Raw genomic sequence first — 16,121 nt, 5'->3', positions numbered from 1 at the left:
AGCTAACCTGTAAGGCCGCGGCTTGCCAGACCACGCGCATGGTCCAGCCCGATTTGGGGTGTCGTGGCCTTATTCGCAGCGCAGGGTGACCGTGCCCTGATAGTTGCCGGCGGGAAAGATACCGCTCGACCTGGTGGCGGTGAGGTCGACCTGCATCGTGTGGGTGCCGTTGGCAACCCTCTGCGGCACACTTCCGTTGACATCTGCCCCCGAGCCATCGAGGCGGAAGACCGAAGCGAAGGTCACGTTGGTGCCGCCGCCGCTCGGCGCGGACGAGAATGCGGCAGGCGCCGGCGCCGAAACCGAATAGCAGTCAAGCAAATTAAGTATCGAGCACAACAGGGAGCTTGCCACCACGGTGGCGCTGGCGCTCGATCCGCCTGCCTGTTTGGAGCCCAGTATGCTGATGGCGGGATTGGCCTTCATCGTTCCGGACGCCCCGACCATGATGGTGCAGGTGCCGATGATCGCCGCCTGCACCGGAAGGCAGGAACCGGCAAGTGCTGCCATCGCAAGCAGCGCGCGACTACTGCTTCTTCTTTTTCTTGCCATCACCACTTCCGGTCCTGATGCTCCAGCCTTCGTTGGCCCACCCCGGTGACGCGGCCGTGGAAGTGCTGGCAGCCACGCTCGCCGTCTGGCCGTCGGCGCCGAGGCCCATTTTGAGGAGCTTCAGTTCCAACTGCAGGCGCTCGACCTCAAGCTCATAGAGACGGCTGCAATCGACGCGCTTCGGCGTGCGCCCGATCGGGATCACCACCCGACCATAGGTGGCAACGCTGTTGTCCGACTGGCTGTTGCCTCTGATAACGCCGAGATCGACATAAGCGCCGGAACCGGAGACGGCGGAACGGCAAGTGGTACCGTCCGCGGCATGGACCTCGTCCTGGCCCTGGGGCAAGGTGACGCCGGGCAGGTTGAAGCCGCTCTCATTCTGGTTAAGGTTGTAGACGTCCTCGGCCCCGGCCGGCGACGCACCCGCCCAAGCAGCCGCGAGCGCCAGTGTCAGGACTTGCGGCGCCCAAAAAACTTTCCGCATATCTGTGCCCTTATCTGCGTCTGTTGATTGGGAAAGGGGATGCTTTCGGTACAGATACGCACTTTACGCTCGGCAGCGCCGTCAAAAGGCACAACCACAAGGACAGAACGGGAGGCCTGGGAAGCCAGCTGGAATATATCTGGAGAGATTCTGGCATCTACCGGCTGAAAATCCTGATCGTAGACATGGATTTCGACCCGGATCTTCCGGTCGTAGGGATTGGCGGGGAAGACGCGAACCGCGAAGACGTCGGTGAAGCTGTTGATCTCGCCACGCATCGGCGACATCGACTGGGCCTTGGCGGCAATGGGCGCCAATCCGACGGCCAGTGCCGTCGCCAGGATTCGAGCATGTTTCACGACCCCCTCCTTCGCTCGCGTCATTCGCAGCGCAGCGTTACCGTTGCCTGATAATTGCCGTTGGCGAAGCGATTGCTGCCGCCCTTGGTGCCGGCGAGGTGGACCGAAACGAGGTCGGCGCCGGGGGTGGTGATGCTGCTTGCCGAGCCGGTCTCACCGATGGCATGCGCGCCGGCGGCTGAGTAGGTGGGCGTCCAGGTCGTCGACGTGCTGTCTGCCGATGGCACCGTCATGGTGGTGACCGGGTCGACACTCAGCGACACACCTCCGGTCGTCGTCAGCGTCACGGTTCCAGCCGAGCCGCCGCTGTTGTGCGAACTGAGGGACTGGAGATCGGGGCTGGCCGTCATCGTGCCGTTGGTGGCAACAACAAGTGTGCAGGTGGGCGCGATCGTACCATTGAATATGACATTCTGCGTCGTGGCCAGCGCGGCCTCGTCGATGCTGGCAACCAGCAGAGCTGCGCCGCAGACGGCGCGAAACAACGTCATCGGGACCTCCTATCAAGCCGGATCGTCCGGATTAACATGGGGTATCATCACTTTATCGTGGTTAATTTAGAGTTACCTAAAATAAAGGCTCAAAATAACAATTACAGGAACCGGAGGTTGTCCTCGGTTGCAAAGGCGAAAACCACAGTGGAAATCGCGCTTATACTTAATAACGCCGGCATACCCATGGTTTTCTTCCTAATATCGAAAAAAACCGATATTACGATACCTGCCCGGCTTCCCAGCCCAGAATGGCGCGCTTGCGGGTCAGGCCCCAGTGATAGCCGGTGAGGTCGCCTGATTTACCGATGGCGCGGTGACAAGGCACCACGAAAGAGAGCGGATTGGCGCCGTTGGCCGCACCGACCGCACGGCTGGCGGACGGTGCGCCGATGCTGGCCGCAATCGAGGAATAGGTGCGGGCCTTACCCATCGGGATCTTGAGCAGCGCCTCCCAGACGCGAACCTGGAAGTCGGTGCCGATCATGACGACATGCAGCGGCTGGTCGGGGCGCCACAGCGCCGGGTCGAAGATACGGGCGGCATAGGGGCCGGTAGCAATCATGTCCTCGACATAAATGGCGTTCGGCCAGCGGCTGGACATGTCGGCGAAGGCGGCGCGTTCCTCGCCGGGGTCGCTGAAGGCGAGGCCGGCGAGTCCGCGCTCGGTGGCCATGATCAGGGCGGTGCCGAACGGCGAGGAATGGAAGCCGTAGCGGATGATGAGCCCGGCGCCGCGTGTCTTGTAGTCGCCCGGCGACATCGCCTCATGCGTGACGAACAGGTCATGCAGCCGGCCCGGGCCGGACATGCCCAGTTCAAACGAGGTCTCGAGCAGCGGCATGCCGGAATCGAGCAGCCTGCGCGCATGGTCCAGTGTCACCGCCTGCAGGAAGGCCTTGGGCGACAGGCCGGCCCAGCGGGTGAAGAGTTTTTGCAAGCCGGTTGGCGTCTCGCCGACCTCCTCGGCCAGTTCTTCAAGGGAAGGCTGATCACGATAGTCGAGACTGATCTTCTCGATGGCACGGCGCACGATTTCGTAGTCGCTGCCTTCAGGCGTGATGTCCTTTTTGAGGACCGCGGTGTGTGTGCTCATGGAACTGTCTCCTTGAGCCGGAATATCGCCCCTCGGGGCGTCGATCGCCACCCGAAACTTGCTTTCTTGCGGCGCATACCCAGATGGACACAGGATTCGAGCCCTGGAGTCGCTCGTGGCTGGCTCAGCGTGCCTTGGCGGTCGCCAGCGCCCGCGAAAAGGCGGCGGCAAAACTCTCGCGGGAATCGGGGTCCAGGAAGGATCCGATCGGCACGTTCTGCCCTTGGCCTTCCACCGTCATCCCTGTGATGCCGATCTCGGCGTGACGGGCCACCGAAAACCGCGCCCAGAACGGATTGAAGCGATGCGCTTCCGATTTCCCCGAGGGGGCTGTCTTGCGGATGTCGAGGCTGGTGCGCGAGACCGAGACTTCTTCGCGGGCACGAGCGGCACGATAGTTGATGCGAAAGGCGATGTAGACGGCGGCCACGTCGAGGCCGAAGAAGCCGAACACCGGCCAGGCGCCGCGCGACAGGAAAAACGCGCCTGTCACAAGCCAGCCGAACAGCAGCGCGCCCATCAGGACGAAGAATCCTGTCCGGCCCAGAGACCGGTGCGGGGTGAGTAGCGCCTGAAAGAATGGCTCGTCGGCCTGAAACGAGGCGTTTGTGTCGGTCATGAGGGGATATTATAGGAGGGAAATGGCAAGCCCCAAGTCCAAAGATTCTTCCCTTTCCAAAAAAGAGCTGTTGCCCGCACGACACGGCGGGTCGAACGCCAAGCCCCGTCCGCGGCCTGAGCGCCCCACTTCGCGCTACAGCCCGGCCGAAGTGCACGAGATATTCCGGCGCTTTTCCGTCCAGCGGCCCGAGCCGAAGGGCGAGCTCGAACATGTCAACGCCTTCACGCTGCTGGTCGCGGTGGTGCTGTCGGCGCAAGCGACGGATGCCGGCGTCAACAAGGCGACGCGGGCGCTGTTCAAGGCCGCCGATACGCCGCACAAGATGCTGGCGCTGGGGGAGGCAAGGGTCGGCGAATATATCCGCACCATCGGGCTGTGGCGCAACAAGGCGAAGAATGTGATTGCGCTGTCGCAGGCGCTGATCCGCGACCATGGCGGCGAGGTACCCGACAGTCGCGATGAATTGGTCAAGCTGCCCGGGGTCGGGCGCAAGACCGCCAATGTCGTGCTCAACATGGCCTTCGGCCAGCACACGATGGCGGTCGACACGCACATTCTCCGCATAGGCAACCGGCTCGGGCTGGCGCCCGGCAAGACACCGGAACAGGTCGAGCAGGGATTGTTGAAGATCATTCCGGACGAATATATGCGCCATGCACATCACTGGCTGATCCTGCATGGCCGCTACGTCTGCAAGGCGCGCAAGCCGGATTGCCCGGCCTGCGTCATCGCCGACATCTGCAAGGCCGAGGTCAAGACGACCGATGTGCCAGCACCGCTGGTGCCGATCGCACCGCTCGATCCTGTCGAAGAGATCCAGGACCGAAGCGGAACGACGACGTAGTTCAACTCTCCTCCACAAACACCTCTTCGCGCTTTTTCTTGACCGCCGGCAGGAAGACGATGACGAGCACGGCGAGCGCGATGAGCAGCAGGCCGGCGCTGATCGGTCTCGTCACGAAGGTGCTTGGGTCGCCGCGCGAGAGGATCATGGCGCGGCGCAGGTTTTCCTCGAGCAGCGGGCCGAGCACGAAGCCGAGCAGCAGCGGTGCCGGTTCGCAGCGCAGCTTGGTCAGGAGGTAGCCGAGGAAGCCGAAGAAGGCGACGGCGTAGAGGTCGTAGACGTTGCTGTTGACGCTATAGACGCCGATCGAGCAGAACGCCATGATGATCGGGAAAAGCACGTAGTAGGGGATCGTCAGCAGCTTCACCCAAAGCCCGATCAGCGGCAGGTTGAGGATGATCAGCATCAGATTGCCGATCCACATCGAGGCGATGATGCCCCAGAACAGCGCCGGCTGTTCGGTCGCGACATTGGGGCCGGGCACGATGCCCTGGATGATCATGGCGCCGATCATCAGCGCCATGACCGGGTTGGCTGGAATGCCGAGCGTCAGCATCGGGATGAAGGAGGTCTGCGCACCGGCATTGTTGGCCGATTCCGGTCCGGCGACGCCTTCGATGGCGCCCTTGCCGAACTCCTGCGGGTTTTTCGAGACGCGTTTTTCGACCGTGTAGGACGCAAAAGCTGCCAGGATCGCGCCGCCTCCCGGCAGGATGCCGAGCGCCGAACCGATGATTGTTCCGCGCACGATGGGCGCTGCCATGCGCCGAAAGTCCTCGCGGGTCGGCATAAGGCCGGTGACCTTGCGGATCATCACGGAACGCTCATCCTCGTTTTCGAGGTTGCGCAGGATCTCGGCGACGCCAAAGACGCCGACCGCCACCGCAACGAAATTCAATCCGTCGGCATATTCCCGGATTCCAAGCGTGAAGCGCGGCGTGCCGGTGTAGATGTCGGTGCCGACAATGCCGAGCAGCAGGCCGAGCACGACCATGGCCAGCGCCTTGACGATAGAGCCGTGGGCGAGCGCGACGGACGAAACCAAGCCGACGATCATCAGCGAAAAATACTCGGCCGCGCCGAATTTCAGCGCGATCGCCGTCAGCGGCGGGGCAAAGATGGCGACGAGGAACGTCGACACCGTGCCGGCAAAGAACGAGCCGATGGCCGCGATCGCGAGGGCCGCTCCGGCGCGGCCGTTCCTGGCCATCTGGTAGCCGTCGATCGCGGTGACGGCGGACGAGGATTCGCCCGGCATGTTGATGAGAATGGCGGTGGTCGAGCCGCCATATTGGGCACCGTAATAGATGCCGGCGAGCATGATGAGGGAGGAAACCGGGTCGCCGATCTGGAAGGTGATCGGCAAAAGCATGGCGATGGTCGCGGTGGCGCCGATGCCGGGCAGGACGCCGATCAGCGTGCCGAGAAGGACGCCGATCAGGCAGAAACCGAGGTTGGTCAGCGACGTCGCCGTCGAAAAACCGAGCGCGAGGTTGTCGAGCAGATCCATGCTCATCGCCTCACGACACCAACCATGGGGCCAGCCACGGGCCGAAGCGGCGGAACGGCAGGCCGAGCGCGTAGCTGAAGACGAGGTACGCAAACAATGTCAGGCCGGCCGACAGCACGAGCGCGGTCAACGGCTTCATGCGGCGGCTGGCAAACGACGCGATCAACGCCGTCAGGAAGATCGACGGGATGAAGCCGAGGCCGCGCACCGTCAGGCCGAAGAAGATCGGAGCAGGCAGGATGAGCAGCATGCCGCGCCACGCGATATGCCCGATCGCTTCGCCCTCGACGCGTACGGCCTGGACGAGAATGACGGCGCCAAGCAGGATCAGCACGATCGCCAGGACCAGCGGAAAATAGCCTGGACCCATGCGCAACGCGGTGCCGATTTCGAGGCCGAGCGATTGCAGCGCGAACCATGCGCCGAAACCGATGAACAGGGCGGCGCACAGGCCGTTGGCCCTGTCGATCGCGAAAGGTTTCATGATGGTTCTCCAAGCCCGCAGTGGGGCAGCGATGCCGAGCGAAATAGGGGCGCTGGTGGCGCCCCTATTCAAATCTCAGTCGGCGTACTGGCCGGCGGCTTCGATGATCGGCTTCCAGCGCGCGATCTCGCTTTCCAGCTTGGCCTTCAGTGCGGCGGGCGTGGCATCGGCCTCCGGCGACGGCTTGGTGCCGAGTTCGGCGAAGCGGGCCGCGACGTTCTGGTCCTTCAGCGCGACCTGCAGCGATTTCGACAGGCGTTCAGTGATCTCGGCCGGCGTGCCCTTGGGTGCATAGAGACCGTGCCAGATGCCGACCTGCACATCGGGAAGGCCGCCTTCCACCGCCGTCGGCACGTCCTTCAGCACATCAAGGCGCTCCGGCGAGGTGACGGCATAGGCCTTGATGGTGCCGCCCTGGATCTGCTTGGTGGTGTTGGTCGTCTGGTCGCACATGATGTCGACCTGGCCGCCGAGAAGATCGGTCATGGCCGGGCCGGTGCCCTTGTAGGGCACGGTGACCAGCGGCGTCTTGATGGCGCTCATGAACAGCATGCCGCACAGATGCGAGGCCGCACCGATGCCGGCATTGGCGACGGTTATGGAATCCTTGTTGGCCTTGGCGTACTCCACCAACCCCTTGAGGTCGGTGGGCTCCAGGTCCTTGCGGCCGACGATGGTCATCGGCACCTCGGTGACGAGGCCGACATATTCGAAGGCGTTCAGCGTGTCGTAGGCGAGCTTTCTGTACAGCGTCGCACTTGTCGCCATGCCGATATGATGGAGCAGCAGCGTATAGCCGTCAGGCTCGGCGTTGGCGACGCGGCCGGCACCCAGCGTGCCGCCGGCGCCGCCGACATTCTCGACGATGACCTGCTGGCCGAGATCCTTCGACATCGCTTCGGCGACGAGGCGCGTGACCGTGTCGGTCGGGCCGCCGGCCGCAAACGGCACCACAACGGTGATGGTGCGTTCGGGATAGGTCTGCGCGGCGGCAGTGAACCCACAAAGCGCGACGGCCGCGGCAGCAGCCAGAGTGGCGACAAATCTTCTCATCGTGATCTCCTCCCAATACGTAAATCTTCAACCGCTGCGCGGGGTCCTCTCAACACCCGGCAGATGGAGCAACAACTAGCGCAAATTAACAGATTGCAACCGGGCTCAAACGGCAAACTGCTGATGATCGCCATCCTAGTAGCCGTAGCCGCGCGCCATCGCCGCGGCGAAGACCGGGATGAGCAGGAAGATGAAAGCTTCGGCGCGGATATAGGTCTTCACGGACGCAAGCTCGGCCGCCGGCATCTGGAACGAGGCATTGCCGCTCGCCTGCCTGCTCCAGGATATGAAGCGGACGGTCGGGATGATCGACAGCAGGCCGACCACGACGAACGCCGCTATCTTGGCCCAGAACACCCAATTGTAGACGTAGAATTCCCAGCCCTTGAGGCCATAGAAGACGCGGCCGATGCCGACGACGATGATCAGCGTGGCAATGATGCCGTAATGGCGGTCGATGCCGGTGAGCCTCTTGAGCGTCGCAGCGCCCAGATCGCCGCGGATCAGGACGAATTCGGCGCCGATGATTCCCGCCAGCGAAAACACCAGCAGATGATGGAAGATCGCAAGCACAAGATCGGTGGTGTCCATGCTCTTTCCCCGGGGTTTGACGGCACCGCCCAGCGCCTGAAAAAAGGGTCGCGCTGGCAGGTGTTGAATCAGCCTGCCGTGAAAAATAGCACCGTCGCGCAAAATTCCCATAGCGGTGCCTGGATGATGGGCCGTGTTGTCCTGGCCCCTTGCGCCGCACCGGCGATTTGCTAAGCGCTGACGATCCGTGCGAGGCAGATTCCATGAACAATCCACAAGCGACCAGCGCTCCTGTCATCGAAACGAAGCGAACCATCCTGCGGGCACACCGGCTGGACGATTTCGACACCTATGCCGCGATGTGGACGGATCCCGTCGTCACCCGCTTCATCGGCGGCAAACCGCGCTCGCGCGAAGAAAGCTGGATGCGCTTCCTGCGTCACGCCGGCCTGTGGTCGCTGCTCGGCTATGGCTTCTGGGCGATCGAGGAGAAGGCGACCGGACGCTTCATCGGCGAGGCCGGGTTTCACGACCTGAAGCGCGACATGGAACCATCGATCGAAGGCATTCCCGAGGCCGGGTGGGCGCTGGTTCCGGCCGTGCACGGGGCGGGCTTCGCCACCGAGGTGGTTGGCCGCATCCTGGCGTGGAGCGAAGAGATTTTCGGGCGCGAGAAGACCGTCTGCATCATCGATCCGGAAAACGGCGCTTCGCTGAGGGTGGCTGCGAAGTGCGGTTACCGGGAAGTGGTGAAGACCACCTATCACGACACTCCGACCATCCTGCTGGCGCGGTGACCCGAGCGGCGAGGCTGCCCGCTGCCGGCGCCGGCATGATGGCGCCTGTCGCCAGCAATGATGACGAGGCGGGCCGCGCCAAGAACCGCCGTGTGGTTCTGGTCAAATTGACCTGAGCGGGGCTTCCAACGAGGACGTGTTCTACGGCATGGCGTCCGCTGCCAGGCTTGCCCGCTCGAGCATGGAGGCGTCTTCGCCGAAGGCGCGGGTGGCGCGGGCCGCTGCCTCGAGCAGCGGACGCTTCATGCGCTGCAGAAATGCCGCGTCGACGCGCGTGCTGGGTCCAGCCAGGGTCAAGGCGCCGAGCAGGAGGCCTCCCGGGCCGAACACCGGCGCCGACACGCCCCCCGTCTCGGGGTCCCGGTCGCCCACGGCGAGGCAGTTGCAGGTCTTGCGGATGGTCTCGTAAGGTTCGCCCTGCTGGCCCGAAAACGCTGCGAGCACGCGGCCGCCTGAGCCGAGCAGCAAAGGCAATACGTCGCCTTCGCGTATCGTGTAGCGGATCGGGTGCTTGGATTCGACGCGGTAGAGACAGGTGCGGACGTCGCCCGAGCGAACATAGAAGGCAACGCTCTCCCAGCTTCGCTCGGAAAGATCGCGCATGATCGGCAGCAGGATATCGACCGCCACGACCGAACGCTGGTAGAGCGCACCGAGCCGAAAGGTCGCGGGTCCGACGCGGTAGCGTCCATTGTCGAGGCGCTCGAGCAATCGTCCGCGCATGAGGGAATTCGCAAGCCGCAGGATGGTGCTCTTGTAGAGGCCGGTGCGCGCCGCGATTTCGGCCAGGCTGAGCGACCGGTCATCCGTGGTGAAGGCATCGAGGATGGCAATGGCCCGATCAAGCGCGGCAACACCGTCCGCCGAGGTGCGATCTATTTCCCCATCTGCCGATTTGCTTGGCGAGTCCATGGTGGTTCCAGTTTGAAGAAAGCCGAGCGACGCGACTCTGTCGCGCCGCCAAATCGTTCTGTCCAGTAGAATATCGTTTCCGTTGACAGAACTCCGTAACATCTGCTTGAAATCGATGACGGGTCTGGATGCAGGCGCGTTTTGGCGGGCACCGGAGGAGGTGTCGTGATTTGGAGGAATCCCCATGCTGAACAGACGCAGATTTTTGATGAGCACCGCAGCCGTGGGTGCCGGGCTGATGACGTCGCATCTTTCTCCCGCTTACGCCGAAGGCGCGCCCCAGATACAGCTCTTCGTGCCTGCCGCACCGGGTGGCGGCTGGGACCAGACGGCGCGCACGATCGACCAGGTGCTGCGCAGTGAAAAGCTGATCTCGGGTTCGCAGATCACCAATGTCGGCGGCGCCGGCGGCACTGTCGGGCTGCCGCAATTCATCAGCCAGTGGAACGGCAAAGGCAATTCCCTGATGGTTGCCGGCATGGTCATGGTCGGCGCCATCATTGCCAACAAGGCCGCGAACAATCTGACGCAAGTCACCCCGATCGCCCGCCTCACCGGCGAGTTCGAGGCCCTGGTCGTGCCGGCGGAGTCACCGTTCAAGACGGCCGCTGATTTCGTCGCCGCGCTCAAGGCCGATCCGACAAAGGTTCCCGTCGCCGGCGGCTCCGCCGGCGGCTCGGATCACATCTTGTTCGGCTTGATTGCCAAGACGGTCGGCGTGCCGGCGACAAACCTGTCCTACGTGCCGTTCGCCGGCGGCGGTGAGGCGTTGTCGGCGCTGCTCGGCAACCAGGTCGCGGCCGGCATCTCCGGCTTTGGCGAGTTCTCCGAGCAGGTCAAGGCGGGCGCGCTGCGGCTGCTCGCCATCTCGGCTGACAAGCGTCAGGACGGCATCGACGCACCGACGATGAAGGAAGCCGGCATCGATGTCGAACTGTTCAACTGGCGCGGCGTCTTCGCACCGCCCGGCGTTTCCGACGCCGACAAGGCGGCGATGGTCACAATGATCGAGACCATGGCCAAGAGCGATGCATGGGCAACCGAATGCAAAAACCGCAACTGGACGCCCATCCTTTTGACTGGCGACGACTACGCAAAATTCCTCACCGAGGACACGGCCCGCATCACCGCGATCCTCAAGGATCTCGGCCTCGCCTGATGTCTTCAGGGGGCGGTTAGAGTGCCGCCCCCTTCCCATCTCGCCTGCCGCATGGACATATGATGCGGCGAAACTGCGGATGCGGCCGGCTGGAGGATGCCGGCCATCTTGGGAGGATCCCGATGAGCACCAGCGACCAGCAGGCGGCGCCGTGGCGCCTTGCCGTGCCGGAATTGTTGATAGGCATCGGGCTCCTGGCCTGCGCCGGCGCCGTCGCCTGGCAGACGCTGGCAATCCCGGTGTCGCCGCTCTACTCCAAGGTCGGCCCGACCGTCTTTCCCTACCTCACCATGTTCGGCCTGGTGGTTCTTTCGCTGTTGCTCATCCTTGCCGCGCTTCGCGGCGGCTGGCAGCCGGAGGAGGAAAAGGAGACGCCGACCGACTGGAAGGCGATGGGCTTCGTCGTCATCGGCCTGATCGCCAATCTGCTGCTCATCCGGCCGCTCGGCTTCACGGCGGCATCCGTCATCATGTTCGTTCTGGTCTGCTACGGCTTCGGCAGCAAACGCACGCTGCGTGACGCAGTGCTCGGCCTGATCCTGGCGCTGGCCGCCTATTTCGGCTTCGCCAGGGCGCTTGGCGTCAACATCGGTGCCGGTTTCATCGAGAACCAGCTGAACACGGTCATCGATGCGTTCATCACCATGTTGAGGGGCTGACGTCATGGAAACGCTCGGACATCTCGCACATGGCTTCTCGGTTGCCTTCACCCCGGTCAACCTTCTGTGGTGCCTGCTTGGCACCACACTCGGTACCGCCATCGGCGTGCTGCCCGGTCTTGGGCCGGCGCTGACCATCGCGCTGCTTTTGCCGATCACCTATCAGGTGGCGCCGGAAGCATCCTTCATCCTGTTCGCCGGCATCTACTACGGCGCCATGTATGGTGGTTCGACGACGTCGATCCTGCTCAACACGCCCGGCGAAAGCGCCACCATCGTCACTGCCTTGGAAGGCAACAGGATGGCGCGCTCCGGGCGCGGCGGCGCGGCACTCGCCACCTCCGCGATAGGCTCGTTCGTCGCCGGCACGATCGGCACGATGGGCGTCGCTTTCCTGGCGCCGGTGGTGGTCAAGTTCGCGCTGGCCTTCGGCCCGGCCGAATATTTCTCTTTGATGGTGCTGGCCTTCATCACCGTTTCGGCCGTGCTTGGCTCGTCCTCGGTGCGCGGGCTCACCAGCCTGTTCGCCGGCTTCGTCATCGGCATGATCGGCGTCGACCTGCAGACCGGCCAGCCGCGCTTCACCTTCGGCACGAACGAACTGCTTGATGGCGTCGATGTCATCATTGCCGCGGTCGGCCTGTTTGCCGTCGGCGAGACGCTCTACATGGCCTCGCGCCGCTATGCCGGCAAGGACGAGATCGTGCCGCTGAAGGGCTCGCTCTACATGACGGCGGCCGAGTGGGGGCGTTCGTGGAAACCCTGGCTGCGCGGCGCTGCGATCGGCTTCCCGATCGGCGCCATGCCGGCCGGCGGCGCCGAAATCCCGACCTTCCTGTCCTATGCCATCGAAAAGAAGCTGTCGAAGCACAAGGAGGAGTTCGGCACCGTCGGCGCCATCGAGGGCGTCGCCGGCCCCGAGGCCGCCAACAATGCCTCCGCAGCCGGCGTGCTGGTGCCGATGCTGACGCTTGGCCTGCCGACCTCGGCGACGGCGGCGATCATGCTGTCGGCGTTCCAGAGCTACGGCATAAACCCCGGACCGCTGCTTTTGACGACCCAGGGCGACCTCGTCTGGGGGTTGATCGCCAGCCTGTTCATCGCCAACGTCATCCTGGTCATCCTCAACCTGCCGCTGATCGGCCTGTGGGTGCGGCTGCTGAAAATCCCGGCACCGCAACTCTATGCCGGCATCCTGGTGTTCGCCACGGTCGGCACCTACGGCATTTCGCAATCGCCCATCGACCTCGTCATCCTCTATCTGCTGGGGGCGGCCGGCTTCCTGATGCGGCGTTTCGATTTCCCGACCGCGCCCGTCATCATCGGCATGATCCTGGGGCCGCTCGCCGAAACCCAGTTTCGCCGGGCGATGACCATCTCGAATGGCGACTGGTCGGTGTTTTACACCCACAAGCTGTCGCTGACGCTGCTGACGCTCGCCTTCATCGGCCTCGCCGGCCCGCATATCTGGGCCTTCATCGAGCACCGCCGGCGGCGCGGACCGGAGCATGTGCCCGGCGATGCCTGATCGATTTGAGCTGTCATGAGCGAGTTGCTTGCCGGTATCCGCGTCCTCGACCTGACCAACGTCCTGGCCGGCCCCTATTGCGCCTATCAGCTGGCGCTGCTCGGGGCCGACGTGATCAAGGTCGAAGTGCCGCAAGGCGGCGACCTGGCGCGCCAGCTCGGCGGTTCGCCAGAGCTCAACAGCGCCGGCATGGGCGCCTCGTTCCTGGCGCAGAACGCCGGCAAACGATCGGTGGTGCTCGACCTCAAGAGGCAAGCCGATCGCGAGCGTTTCCTCGATCTGGTCGCCAGCGCAGACGCACTGGTGGAGAATTTCCGCCCCGGCGTGATGGATCGGCTCGGCCTTGGCTACGAGGCGCTGAAGGCGGTCCGTCCCGGCCTCGTCTATTGCGCGATATCGGGTTTCGGCCAGACCGGGCCGATGCGCGACAATCCCGCCTATGACCAGATCATCCAGGGCCTGTCGGGGATCATGAGCATCACCGGCACACCGGAAACGGCGCCGCTGCGGGTCGGTTATCCCGTGGCCGACACGCTTGGCGGACTGGTCGGCGCGTTCGCCATTACCTCGGCGCTGGTGCGGCAGAAGACGAGCGGCGAGGGTGCCTTTCTCGACGTCTCGATGCTCGAATGCACACTTTCCGCGCTTGGCTGGCCGGTTTCCAACTATCTGACCGCAGGCATCGACCCCAAGCCGATGGGCAATGAGAACATGACGGCGGCACCCTCCGGTACGTTTCGCACCGGCGACGGGCTCGTCAACATCGCCGCCAACAAGCAGGAGCAGTTCGTGGCGCTGTGCCGGCTGATCGGCCGGCCGGAACTGGCCTCCGATGTCCGCTTTGCCGAGCGCGAGACGCGCAAGCGCAACCGTGCGGCGCTTAAAGTCGAAATCGAGGACGCCCTGGCGGGCGCGCCGGCCGCGGCCTGGGAAGAGATGCTCAATCGCGCCGGCGTGCCTGCCGGCAGGGTGCTGACGATCCCGCAAGTGCTGGCCGAGCCGCAAGTGCTCGAACGCCGGGTGACCGCGAATTTTGATGATGTGGCCGGCATGGACAAGCCGCTGACCGTTCTGCGCGGCGGCTTCATGGTCGATGGCGAGGCGCCGTTGCCGACAAAGCCGCCGCCGGCGCTCGGCGAACATATGGGCGAGGTGTTCGCCGACCTGCCACCCCGCGCCAAGACAAAGGCAGGCGCATGAGCGACACGGAGAAGACGGGCCGTGAGCGCGGCGAGGAATGGTGGCAGACCGACATCATCGAGATGCGGCCTGGTGTCATCCGGCTGCGCGGCTACGAGATCCAGGATCTGATCGGCCGCGTCAGCTTCCCGGCTGTCATCTGGCTGATGCTGCGCGGCGAACTGCCCGGCGAGGACCAGGCAGAGTTGCTCGGCATTGCCTTGGGAGCCGCCGTCGACCACGGACCGCAGGCGCCATCGATCGCCATCGCGCGCATGGCCGCAACCTGCGGCGTCGGTATCAACAGCGCCATGGCCTCGGCCATCAACGTTCTCGGCGACGTGCACGGTGGCGCCGGCGAGCAGGCGCTTTCCTTCTATGGTGACATTGCCGTGGCAATCGATGCCGGGATGACGCTGAATGAAGCGGTCTCGACACGGCTCGACCGGTTCTTCGCCGAGGAGAAGGGCTATGTGCCGGGGCTCGGACATCGCTTCCATCCCGTCGACCCGCGCGCGCCGCGCTTGCTGGAACTGACCCGCGAATTTGCCGCACGCGGTGCCGTCAACGGACGTTTCGTCGATATTGCAGAAGCGATCGAGGCGGACGTCGCGCGACGCAAGAGGAAAAAAATACCGCTCAACATCGATGGCGCTACCGCCGTCATCTATGGCGAACTCGGTTTTCCGCCAGCGCTGACGCGAGGGCTTTTCGTGCTGTCGCGCTCGGTCGGCATCCTTGCGCATGCCTGGGAGCAGTCGCAGCAGGCCGAGCGAAACAAAGGGCCGCTGCCGCGCGAATGGCTGTGGACCTATACCGGCACGCCGGTGCGGCCGTTTCCCGAAAGCGATGAGCCCGGCGAGTGAGGCTTTACGCCTGGTCCACCTGCACAGGCTGGGGGATCTTCAGCGTCTTCACCAACGTTGAAAGATCCGGCTCGTCGATGAGCATGGCCGCATCGGCTGGCGCCAGCCAGGCCCGCTGGCGTCGTTTGGCTTCCTGCCAGTCGGCCAGTTCCTCGCTTACCTCGAGCAGATAGACGATGACGTCGACGCGGACAAAGCGATTGGCCAGCCGCTTCCAGTAGGAATAGGTGCCCGCCGGCTGCTTCAGCGTCTTGCCGAGCACGCCGGCTTCCTCCTGTGCCTCGATGGTGGCCGCCTTGCGCCCGCTCTTGCCCTTCATCGGCCAGCCCTTGGGGACGATGAAACGTCTGGTGGTTCGAGACGTGACCAGCATAACTTCGATGTCCCCGTGCGGGGTCAGCCGAAAGGGAATAGCCGCCACCTGGCGGATCCTCTCGCCCTTCTTTGCCTTGCGTACGGCCTTCTTCTTGGTGGCTGCCATTCGTCAATCCAGTCGATGCAATGCCGCATAGCGCGACAAGGCGTCGTTGCAAAACCAAAACTTTCGCATGTGCCGAAAGACACCCGAAATACCTAAGTCGGCTAAATAAACGAAAAAGGCCTTGATGTCAGCGACAATTGCTCACGACGGTGGTGCCGATTATCTGGGTTTGGCAGCTTGGCTTGAGCTGCTGCACGACCGGTGGCGGTTGCTGAACGATCTGGCGGTCCTGGGCGCGATTCTGCTGTTGTTGCTGCTGATATTGCTGCCGTTGTATCCTGTTTTGCAGGATTTGCAGGTCGTTCTGCCGGATCAGCGCATTGTTGCCGGTAGCGGAATTGAGCGCTTGCGCGGAAGCCGGCAGGCAAGCGCCCGCCAGCACTGCCGTGGCCAGCATTGCCACTGTGAAGATCGTTGATGGCCGAAGTGCCGACATCCGCTCATTCCGCGCAAAGACTCTGTCCACTGATATAGGACGTTTGCGCGGCGATGCCATGGCCAGCGGGTCGAG

The 16,121-nt window shown here is 63.8% G+C and carries 20 protein-coding genes; 7 read left to right on the top strand and 13 right to left on the bottom strand.

What is annotated here, in order from left to right:
- Window positions 1-69: 69 nt before the first annotated feature.
- From NKJ00_RS09585 to NKJ00_RS09560, 6 genes are all read right to left on the bottom strand, one after another.
- Window positions 70-552, bottom strand: a complete 483-nt coding sequence (locus tag NKJ00_RS09585; protein WP_023812543.1) for a hypothetical protein — start codon at window positions 550-552, stop codon at window positions 70-72.
- Entirely contained in the window at window positions 527-1,039 is a 513-nt protein-coding gene (locus NKJ00_RS09580; protein WP_023812544.1) for a hypothetical protein, read from the bottom strand. The genes NKJ00_RS09585 and NKJ00_RS09580 overlap by 26 nt, the downstream gene beginning before the upstream one ends.
- The gene (locus tag NKJ00_RS09575) at window positions 1,006-1,398 is read right to left on the bottom strand and encodes a hypothetical protein (protein WP_023812545.1); all 393 of its coding nucleotides are present in this window, start codon (window positions 1,396-1,398) and stop codon (window positions 1,006-1,008) included. The genes NKJ00_RS09580 and NKJ00_RS09575 overlap by 34 nt, the downstream gene beginning before the upstream one ends.
- 20 nt (window positions 1,399-1,418) lie before the next feature.
- A complete protein-coding gene (locus NKJ00_RS09570; protein ID WP_023812546.1) occupies window positions 1,419-1,889 on the bottom strand; it encodes a hypothetical protein in 471 nt (156 codons plus the stop codon).
- A gap of 220 nt (window positions 1,890-2,109) precedes the next feature.
- The gene (locus tag NKJ00_RS09565; protein WP_023812547.1) at window positions 2,110-2,985 is read right to left on the bottom strand and encodes a methylated-DNA--[protein]-cysteine S-methyltransferase; all 876 of its coding nucleotides are present in this window, start codon (window positions 2,983-2,985) and stop codon (window positions 2,110-2,112) included.
- A gap of 124 nt (window positions 2,986-3,109) precedes the next feature.
- Complete coding sequence (locus NKJ00_RS09560; protein ID WP_352610192.1) at window positions 3,110-3,604, bottom strand: DUF2244 domain-containing protein; 495 nt, start codon at window positions 3,602-3,604, stop codon at window positions 3,110-3,112.
- Between the two features lie 22 nt (window positions 3,605-3,626).
- Between NKJ00_RS09560 and nth the strand changes: the two genes are divergently transcribed.
- Window positions 3,627-4,451 (top strand): endonuclease III, encoded by an 825-nt coding sequence (nth, locus tag NKJ00_RS09555; RefSeq protein WP_352629562.1) that lies wholly within the window; start codon window positions 3,627-3,629, stop codon window positions 4,449-4,451.
- A gap of 1 nt (window position 4,452) precedes the next feature.
- Here the strand turns inward: nth and NKJ00_RS09550 are convergent, their stop codons facing one another.
- From NKJ00_RS09550 to NKJ00_RS09535, 4 genes are all read right to left on the bottom strand, one after another.
- Window positions 4,453-5,961 carry a tripartite tricarboxylate transporter permease gene (locus NKJ00_RS09550; protein ID WP_023812550.1) on the bottom strand — a complete coding sequence of 503 codons (1,509 nt, stop codon included), beginning with the start codon at window positions 5,959-5,961 and terminating at the stop codon, window positions 4,453-4,455.
- Window positions 5,962-5,971: 10 nt separating this feature from the next.
- Entirely contained in the window at window positions 5,972-6,445 is a 474-nt protein-coding gene (locus NKJ00_RS09545; RefSeq protein ID WP_023812551.1) for a tripartite tricarboxylate transporter TctB family protein, read from the bottom strand.
- A gap of 75 nt (window positions 6,446-6,520) precedes the next feature.
- Window positions 6,521-7,498 carry a tripartite tricarboxylate transporter substrate-binding protein gene (locus NKJ00_RS09540; RefSeq protein WP_352629561.1) on the bottom strand — a complete coding sequence of 326 codons (978 nt, stop codon included), beginning with the start codon at window positions 7,496-7,498 and terminating at the stop codon, window positions 6,521-6,523.
- 135 nt (window positions 7,499-7,633) lie between these two features.
- The gene (locus NKJ00_RS09535; protein ID WP_352629560.1) at window positions 7,634-8,089 is read right to left on the bottom strand and encodes a DUF2214 family protein; all 456 of its coding nucleotides are present in this window, start codon (window positions 8,087-8,089) and stop codon (window positions 7,634-7,636) included.
- Window positions 8,090-8,292: 203 nt separating this feature from the next.
- Here NKJ00_RS09535 and NKJ00_RS09530 point away from each other — a divergent pair, with 203 nt between their 5' ends.
- Entirely contained in the window at window positions 8,293-8,826 is a 534-nt protein-coding gene (locus tag NKJ00_RS09530; RefSeq protein WP_352629559.1) for a GNAT family N-acetyltransferase, read from the top strand.
- Window positions 8,827-8,967: 141 nt separating this feature from the next.
- On the opposite strand, the gene NKJ00_RS09520 is transcribed toward NKJ00_RS09530, so the two are convergent.
- Window positions 8,968-9,738 (bottom strand): IclR family transcriptional regulator, encoded by a 771-nt coding sequence (locus tag NKJ00_RS09520; protein WP_352629558.1) that lies wholly within the window; start codon window positions 9,736-9,738, stop codon window positions 8,968-8,970.
- Between the two features lie 184 nt (window positions 9,739-9,922).
- On the opposite strand from NKJ00_RS09520, the gene NKJ00_RS09515 reads away from it, so the two are divergent.
- From NKJ00_RS09515 to NKJ00_RS09495, 5 genes are all read left to right on the top strand, one after another.
- Window positions 9,923-10,897, top strand: a complete 975-nt coding sequence (locus tag NKJ00_RS09515; RefSeq protein WP_127269608.1) for a Bug family tripartite tricarboxylate transporter substrate binding protein — start codon at window positions 9,923-9,925, stop codon at window positions 10,895-10,897.
- 122 nt (window positions 10,898-11,019) lie between these two features.
- A complete protein-coding gene (locus NKJ00_RS09510) occupies window positions 11,020-11,556 on the top strand; it encodes a tripartite tricarboxylate transporter TctB family protein (RefSeq protein WP_027037688.1) in 537 nt (178 codons plus the stop codon).
- A gap of 4 nt (window positions 11,557-11,560) precedes the next feature.
- Window positions 11,561-13,084 (top strand): tripartite tricarboxylate transporter permease, encoded by a 1,524-nt coding sequence (locus tag NKJ00_RS09505; RefSeq protein ID WP_023812558.1) that lies wholly within the window; start codon window positions 11,561-11,563, stop codon window positions 13,082-13,084.
- A 15-nt stretch (window positions 13,085-13,099) separates the two neighbouring features.
- Window positions 13,100-14,284, top strand: coding sequence for a CaiB/BaiF CoA transferase family protein (locus tag NKJ00_RS09500; RefSeq protein WP_352629554.1), 1,185 nt, complete (start codon window positions 13,100-13,102; stop codon window positions 14,282-14,284).
- On the top strand, window positions 14,281-15,129 hold the full coding sequence (locus NKJ00_RS09495; protein WP_127270868.1) for a citryl-CoA lyase: 849 nt from the start codon (window positions 14,281-14,283) through the stop codon (window positions 15,127-15,129). The genes NKJ00_RS09500 and NKJ00_RS09495 overlap by 4 nt, the downstream gene beginning before the upstream one ends.
- A 4-nt stretch (window positions 15,130-15,133) precedes the next feature.
- On the opposite strand, the gene NKJ00_RS09490 is transcribed toward NKJ00_RS09495, so the two are convergent.
- Both NKJ00_RS09490 and NKJ00_RS09485 read right to left on the bottom strand, forming a co-directional pair.
- Window positions 15,134-15,610 (bottom strand): NUDIX hydrolase, encoded by a 477-nt coding sequence (locus tag NKJ00_RS09490; RefSeq protein WP_352629552.1) that lies wholly within the window; start codon window positions 15,608-15,610, stop codon window positions 15,134-15,136.
- Between the two features lie 127 nt (window positions 15,611-15,737).
- Window positions 15,738-16,046, bottom strand: coding sequence for a hypothetical protein (locus NKJ00_RS09485; RefSeq protein WP_352629550.1), 309 nt, complete (start codon window positions 16,044-16,046; stop codon window positions 15,738-15,740).
- Between the last annotated feature and the right edge of the window lie 75 nt (window positions 16,047-16,121).

Source organism: Mesorhizobium sp. M0227 (assembly GCF_040321855.1).
GTDB lineage: Bacteria > Pseudomonadota > Alphaproteobacteria > Rhizobiales > Rhizobiaceae > Mesorhizobium.
This window is presented reverse-complemented; position numbering and strand designations above follow the sequence as displayed.

Excerpts from the sequence above, each read along its gene's own strand:
- NKJ00_RS09585 (WP_023812543.1), bottom strand. The coding sequence starts at position 552 with ATGGCAAGAAAAAGAAGAAGCAGTAGTCGCGCGCTGCTTGCGATGGCA.
- NKJ00_RS09485 (WP_352629550.1), bottom strand. The coding sequence starts at position 16,046 with ATGTCGGCACTTCGGCCATCAACGATCTTCACAGTGGCAATGCTGGCC.
- NKJ00_RS09535 (WP_352629560.1), bottom strand. The coding sequence starts at position 8,089 with ATGGACACCACCGATCTTGTGCTTGCGATCTTCCATCATCTGCTGGTG.
- NKJ00_RS09565 (WP_023812547.1), bottom strand. The coding sequence starts at position 2,985 with ATGAGCACACACACCGCGGTCCTCAAAAAGGACATCACGCCTGAAGGC.
- NKJ00_RS09515 (WP_127269608.1), top strand. The coding sequence starts at position 9,923 with ATGCTGAACAGACGCAGATTTTTGATGAGCACCGCAGCCGTGGGTGCC.
- NKJ00_RS09495 (WP_127270868.1), top strand. The coding sequence starts at position 14,281 with ATGAGCGACACGGAGAAGACGGGCCGTGAGCGCGGCGAGGAATGGTGG.
- NKJ00_RS09500 (WP_352629554.1), top strand. The coding sequence starts at position 13,100 with ATGAGCGAGTTGCTTGCCGGTATCCGCGTCCTCGACCTGACCAACGTC.
- NKJ00_RS09560 (WP_352610192.1), bottom strand. The coding sequence starts at position 3,604 with ATGACCGACACAAACGCCTCGTTTCAGGCCGACGAGCCATTCTTTCAG.
- NKJ00_RS09540 (WP_352629561.1), bottom strand. The coding sequence starts at position 7,498 with ATGAGAAGATTTGTCGCCACTCTGGCTGCTGCCGCGGCCGTCGCGCTT.
- NKJ00_RS09550 (WP_023812550.1), bottom strand. The coding sequence starts at position 5,961 with ATGGATCTGCTCGACAACCTCGCGCTCGGTTTTTCGACGGCGACGTCG.
- NKJ00_RS09510 (WP_027037688.1), top strand. The coding sequence starts at position 11,020 with ATGAGCACCAGCGACCAGCAGGCGGCGCCGTGGCGCCTTGCCGTGCCG.
- NKJ00_RS09570 (WP_023812546.1), bottom strand. The coding sequence starts at position 1,889 with ATGACGTTGTTTCGCGCCGTCTGCGGCGCAGCTCTGCTGGTTGCCAGC.
- NKJ00_RS09530 (WP_352629559.1), top strand. The coding sequence starts at position 8,293 with ATGAACAATCCACAAGCGACCAGCGCTCCTGTCATCGAAACGAAGCGA.
- NKJ00_RS09520 (WP_352629558.1), bottom strand. The coding sequence starts at position 9,738 with ATGGACTCGCCAAGCAAATCGGCAGATGGGGAAATAGATCGCACCTCG.
- NKJ00_RS09545 (WP_023812551.1), bottom strand. The coding sequence starts at position 6,445 with ATGAAACCTTTCGCGATCGACAGGGCCAACGGCCTGTGCGCCGCCCTG.
- NKJ00_RS09580 (WP_023812544.1), bottom strand. The coding sequence starts at position 1,039 with ATGCGGAAAGTTTTTTGGGCGCCGCAAGTCCTGACACTGGCGCTCGCG.
- nth (WP_352629562.1), top strand. The coding sequence starts at position 3,627 with ATGGCAAGCCCCAAGTCCAAAGATTCTTCCCTTTCCAAAAAAGAGCTG.
- NKJ00_RS09505 (WP_023812558.1), top strand. The coding sequence starts at position 11,561 with ATGGAAACGCTCGGACATCTCGCACATGGCTTCTCGGTTGCCTTCACC.
- NKJ00_RS09490 (WP_352629552.1), bottom strand. The coding sequence starts at position 15,610 with ATGGCAGCCACCAAGAAGAAGGCCGTACGCAAGGCAAAGAAGGGCGAG.